At 38.0% G+C, this 4,288-nt stretch carries 6 protein-coding genes and 2 pseudogenes; 7 read left to right on the top strand and 1 reads right to left on the bottom strand.

The window, feature by feature from the left end:
• From FGQ53_RS11865 to FGQ53_RS11150, 6 genes and pseudogenes are all read left to right on the top strand, one after another.
• Nucleotides 1–194: pseudogene (locus FGQ53_RS11865) on the top strand (IS4 family transposase); the annotation flags it as partial.
• A 336-nt stretch (nucleotides 195–530) separates the two neighbouring features.
• Nucleotides 531–923 (top strand): annotated as a pseudogene (locus tag FGQ53_RS11170) (alpha/beta fold hydrolase); the annotation flags it as partial.
• Between the two features lie 97 nt (nucleotides 924–1,020).
• Nucleotides 1,021–1,809 (top strand): alpha/beta fold hydrolase, encoded by a 789-nt coding sequence (locus FGQ53_RS11165; RefSeq protein ID WP_138338830.1) that lies wholly within the window; start codon nucleotides 1,021–1,023, stop codon nucleotides 1,807–1,809.
• Nucleotides 1,810–1,839: 30 nt separating this feature from the next.
• Nucleotides 1,840–2,358 (top strand): ribosome maturation factor RimM, encoded by a 519-nt coding sequence (gene rimM / locus FGQ53_RS11160; RefSeq protein ID WP_138338828.1) that lies wholly within the window; start codon nucleotides 1,840–1,842, stop codon nucleotides 2,356–2,358.
• The gene (gene trmD, locus FGQ53_RS11155) at nucleotides 2,348–3,067 is read left to right on the top strand and encodes a tRNA (guanosine(37)-N1)-methyltransferase TrmD (RefSeq protein WP_138338833.1); all 720 of its coding nucleotides are present in this window, start codon (nucleotides 2,348–2,350) and stop codon (nucleotides 3,065–3,067) included. Before rimM ends, trmD begins: the two co-directional genes overlap by 11 nt.
• An 11-nt stretch (nucleotides 3,068–3,078) precedes the next feature.
• The gene (locus FGQ53_RS11150) at nucleotides 3,079–3,417 is read left to right on the top strand and encodes an ATP cone domain-containing protein (protein ID WP_001196045.1); all 339 of its coding nucleotides are present in this window, start codon (nucleotides 3,079–3,081) and stop codon (nucleotides 3,415–3,417) included.
• Between the two features lie 27 nt (nucleotides 3,418–3,444).
• Here FGQ53_RS11150 and FGQ53_RS11145 read toward each other — a convergent pair whose 3' ends face one another.
• Entirely contained in the window at nucleotides 3,445–3,765 is a 321-nt protein-coding gene (locus FGQ53_RS11145) for a hypothetical protein (RefSeq protein WP_138338826.1), read from the bottom strand.
• 108 nt (nucleotides 3,766–3,873) lie between these two features.
• Here FGQ53_RS11145 and FGQ53_RS11140 point away from each other — a divergent pair, with 108 nt between their 5' ends.
• On the top strand, nucleotides 3,874–4,089 hold the full coding sequence (locus FGQ53_RS11140; RefSeq protein ID WP_138338823.1) for a YdbC family protein: 216 nt from the start codon (nucleotides 3,874–3,876) through the stop codon (nucleotides 4,087–4,089).
• Nucleotides 4,090–4,288 lie beyond the last annotated feature (199 nt).

Here is a 4,288-nt window from a genome sequence, read left to right as displayed (position 1 = left end):
CAAAAAAGAAGGAAGGGATTCTCCAAGAAATCTTTGCTCGCTTTACAAATTTTAACTTTTGTCGTTGGGTAACCTCGAAAGTTGCCATCGACAGTAGTCACAAGAAACAAAGATATAAAGTGTGTTTCTCAGATGCGGCTTATGCCTGCCGTTTGTTTTTTAACGGTTCCCTTTCTTCCCTCCAGTTGAAAAACTATAGTAGATTGAATCTAGAATAGTACGCCATGGTTGCTAAAATATTTCTATACATTAATTTGACTTTCCTAATCAATTTGTTCACATCTTATTTCAATCTACTATACCTCAAGAAACAGTTATCTATTATTCGATCGAATCGAAAATATCCAAGAAAGATAAAGGCTCAATCGGTAGTTGATTTCATCTATAGAGTAACATAAATCTCAAAAAATAGGGTGAAAAACCCTTTATTTGTCATGCAAAAAAATAGAAGATGTGATAGAGAATCACTTTGATGTTCTCAATCACACCTCCTATTCAAGTAGTTAGATCACTAACTTAATGACATTGGAATCAAATATAGTTCTCTTATGTATAAAGCGATTCCTTGGAAGGTGATTGCAGACAAGAACTCCAAAATGTGTACTGATAACCCTATCACAAGAGAGTTGGTCAAGACGGCTATTATAGAAACTGGGCGAGATGTTTTCTTGAACCTTGGAATAACAGGTTTCTTGGCAGTCCATGAGATAGAAGTATATAAAGGGAATCCTCCTATGCTTTTAGTAAGAGGAGAAAATGATTTTCCCAAACACCTAAAAATAATCTATGATGGTATAATTGCTCTAAATCCCAATGCGCGTCAAGTAACGATTTCAGACAGCAAACACCAACCGATGAATGATCATCCTGAAGAGTTTAATCAGATAATTGGTGAATTCTTTGAAGAAGTAGTAACTCTGTAAGATGAGATTTATCCAACTTGTGAAAATCCCTGGAACGTGATAAAATAAAGGATAAGGATTTTTAATAATTCATTATATAGAATGAGTGGATTTCTTTATGAAGAGGATTGATGTGTCTACGAAAATTGGCAGTCTCTCTGTTACTTATCAAAAGCAAAAGAAAGTGCTAGTTTGTCTAAATGGAGCAGGTTTGCTACCAAGTTATGAAAATTTTTCACTTATACTTGAAAAACTTCCTCCCACAATTGGTTATTTGACAATTGATTTTCCAAACACAGGTAGAAGTCCGATTCATGACCAAGCTGGAAAAAAGCTGGATAATCTTGTAGATGCAGTTTATGAAGTACTTGAAGAATTGGCGATTTCTGAATATATACTTTGTGTACATAGTTTGAGTGGAATTTTAGCTTGCAAATTGCTCAACAAGCCAATTAAGTGTCAGGCTTTAGTAGTAATTGAACCTACAACTAAAAAAGTAATGTTTGCTGATTTTTCAGAAACTCCTTATCCAGAAATGGAAGAGCAGATGAGGTTGATTGACGAGTATGGTCCTGAACTTTATTTGAAGAATTTAACTCAAGCAATATTTAGCTCTGAAACGAATAAAGTAATCTGGGAAATAATGCAAGAAAAAGGCTTAGAGTTGGAAAAGCAAAATTCAGGATTTCGGATATCTGGAGAGATTACCGAGGAAGATTTTGAGGATGTATCAATAGCAGATTGTATCCCTGTATTTATTTTCTGTCAGGCTTATAGAGAAAAAGAGTACAGAGAATCAGAGTATTGGACTTCACATTCTAAACTCATTTTAGGAGGAAATCACCATTATTTACAATGGTCAGAATCAGAAAAGATTGCGGCTATCATTCGAGAATTGTCAGAATAAGATGGAAAGAAGGAGAGTGCAGGAGACAAGATGAACTACTTTAATGTTGGGAAAATCGTCAATACGCAGGGTCTGCAGGGTGAGATGCGAGTCTTGTCTGTGACGGATTTTGCCGAGGAACGTTTTAAAAAAGGGGCAGAGTTGGCTTTATTTGATGAAAAAGATCAGTTTGTCCAAGCAGTAATAATTGCTAGCCACCGCAAGCATAAGAACTTTGACATTATCAAATTCAAAGACATGTATCATATCAATGCGATTGAAAAGTACAAGGGTTATAATCTCAAGGTCGCTGAGGAAGATTTGAACGATTTAGATGATGGTGAATTCTATTATCACGAGATTATCGGTTTGGATGTTTACGAGGGAGATAACTTGGTTGGAACCATCAAGGAAATCTTACAACCAGGAGCCAATGATGTCTGGGTGGTCAAGCGAAAAGGCAAGCGTGATTTGCTTTTACCCTACATACCGCCAGTAGTTCTCAATGTTGATATTCCAAACAAGCGGGTTGATGTGGACATCTTAGAAGGGTTAGATGATGAAGATTGATATTTTAACCCTCTTTCCAGAGATGTTCTCTCCACTGGAGCACTCAATCGTTGGAAAGGCTCGTGAAAAAGGGATCTTGGATATCCAGTATCATAATTTTCGAGAATATGCTGAAAAGGCCCGTCATGTTGACGATGAGCCCTACGGAGGCGGTCAGGGGATGTTGCTCCGAGCCCAACCCATTTTCGATGCCTTTGATGCCATTGAAAAGAAAAATCCCCGCGTCATTCTTCTTGATCCTGCTGGGAAACAGTTCGATCAAGCTTACGCTGAGGATTTGGCTCAGGAAGAGGAACTGATCTTTATTTGTGGTCACTATGAAGGGTATGACGAGCGCATCAAGACCTTAGTAACCGATGAAATATCTCTAGGAGACTATGTCTTGACTGGAGGAGAATTGGCGGCCATGACCATGATTGATGCGACTGTTCGCCTGATACCAGAAGTGATTGGCAAGGAGTCTAGTCACCAGGATGATAGCTTCTCTTCAGGTCTTCTCGAATATCCTCAATACACACGCCCTTATGACTATCGTGGCATGGTGGTACCAGATGTTCTCATGAGTGGACACCATGAAAAGATTCGTCAGTGGCGGCTGTATGAGAGTTTAAAGAAAACCTACGAGCGCAGACCCGACCTGCTAGATAACTATCAACTAACAGCCGAAGAAGAAAAGATGCTGGCTAAAATTAAAGAAAACAAAGAATAAAGGAGAACCTTATGCAAGTAATCAAACGTAATGGAGAAATTGCTGAATTTGATCCAGATAAAATTTACCAAGCTGTCCTAAAAGCAGCTCAAACCGTTTATGTTTTGACAGATGATTTGCGTCAAAACCTTGCACAAGTTACTAAAAAAGTCGTTTTGGACTTGGAGGAAGCCAAGGTAGAACGTGCGACTATCAGCATGATCCAATCAATGGTTGAGCACCGCTTACTTGGAGCTGGCTACATTACTATTGCAGAACACTATATCTCTTATCGCTTGCAACGCGATTTGGAGAGAAGTGGCTATGGTGACCATATCGCCGTTCACCTTCATTTTGAACAAATCCGTTAAGAAAAAGAGTGGGATGCAAAGAACATCTCACTCTTTCTTAAATCTATTTTTTTGGGCTGTTTGGACAGTTGAGGGGACAAATCGCAGGCGTTGAATATCGCTTATGTGGATAATACGGGTCACATTTTTGGCAAAATTTTTCACGATAATTTGCTGGCGTTGCTGATCGTATTTGATGATATCACCTGTAAAGCTTGTCTCAGCAAGTATCACATGAACAGCCGTCTTTTTCTGGATGGCTTGTTCAATCATAGCAGTAAGGGAGTTGTCCTCGATTTGAGGATGATCATCATTCCCATTGAGAAAACTATGTAGTTTATCTAGAACTAGTTGGAATGCCTGTCTCATAGAATCCTCCCTTCTTACATATCCACATTATATAAAATTTTCTTAAAAACCACAAGATTTTTCGAATAATCTAATGAAAACTAAAAAGGAACTAAAAAGGAGAACAAAATGGCAGAATTTACATTTGAAATCGAAGAACACTTACTGACCTTGTCCGAAAATGAAAAAGGATGGACCAAGGAAATTAACCGCGTCAGCTTTAATGGAGCCCCTGCAAAGTTTGACATTCGCGCTTGGAGCCCAGATCATACTAAAATGGGCAAGGGAATTACTCTTACAAATGAAGAATTTCAGGTAATGGTGGATGCCTTTAAAGGGAATTAATAAAAAAGGACATTGAACTAAAATAGGGCTCTATAATTTCTGTTGTGGGTAAAACCTCCTATAGATATTATGAAGTCGTTTTTCTTTTTACATTAACGGAAATGTAGCTGAATTAGAATATGGCGAATTTCAAGTTCAAGTTAGCCATCCAGAAGTCTTCTCTGGGTGACTTGTAGTTCAAGCATTTTTTAGGATAGTT

Source organism: Streptococcus mitis (assembly GCF_005844455.1).
Lineage (GTDB): Bacteria > Bacillota > Bacilli > Lactobacillales > Streptococcaceae > Streptococcus > Streptococcus mitis_BF.
This window is presented reverse-complemented; position numbering and strand designations above follow the sequence as displayed.

Excerpts from the sequence above, each read along its gene's own strand:
- trmD (WP_138338833.1), top strand. The coding sequence starts at position 2,348 with ATGAAGATTGATATTTTAACCCTCTTTCCAGAGATGTTCTCTCCACTG.
- FGQ53_RS11140 (WP_138338823.1), top strand. The coding sequence starts at position 3,874 with ATGGCAGAATTTACATTTGAAATCGAAGAACACTTACTGACCTTGTCC.
- FGQ53_RS11165 (WP_138338830.1), top strand. The coding sequence starts at position 1,021 with ATGAAGAGGATTGATGTGTCTACGAAAATTGGCAGTCTCTCTGTTACT.
- rimM (WP_138338828.1), top strand. The coding sequence starts at position 1,840 with ATGAACTACTTTAATGTTGGGAAAATCGTCAATACGCAGGGTCTGCAG.
- FGQ53_RS11150 (WP_001196045.1), top strand. The coding sequence starts at position 3,079 with ATGCAAGTAATCAAACGTAATGGAGAAATTGCTGAATTTGATCCAGAT.
- FGQ53_RS11145 (WP_138338826.1), bottom strand. The coding sequence starts at position 3,765 with ATGAGACAGGCATTCCAACTAGTTCTAGATAAACTACATAGTTTTCTC.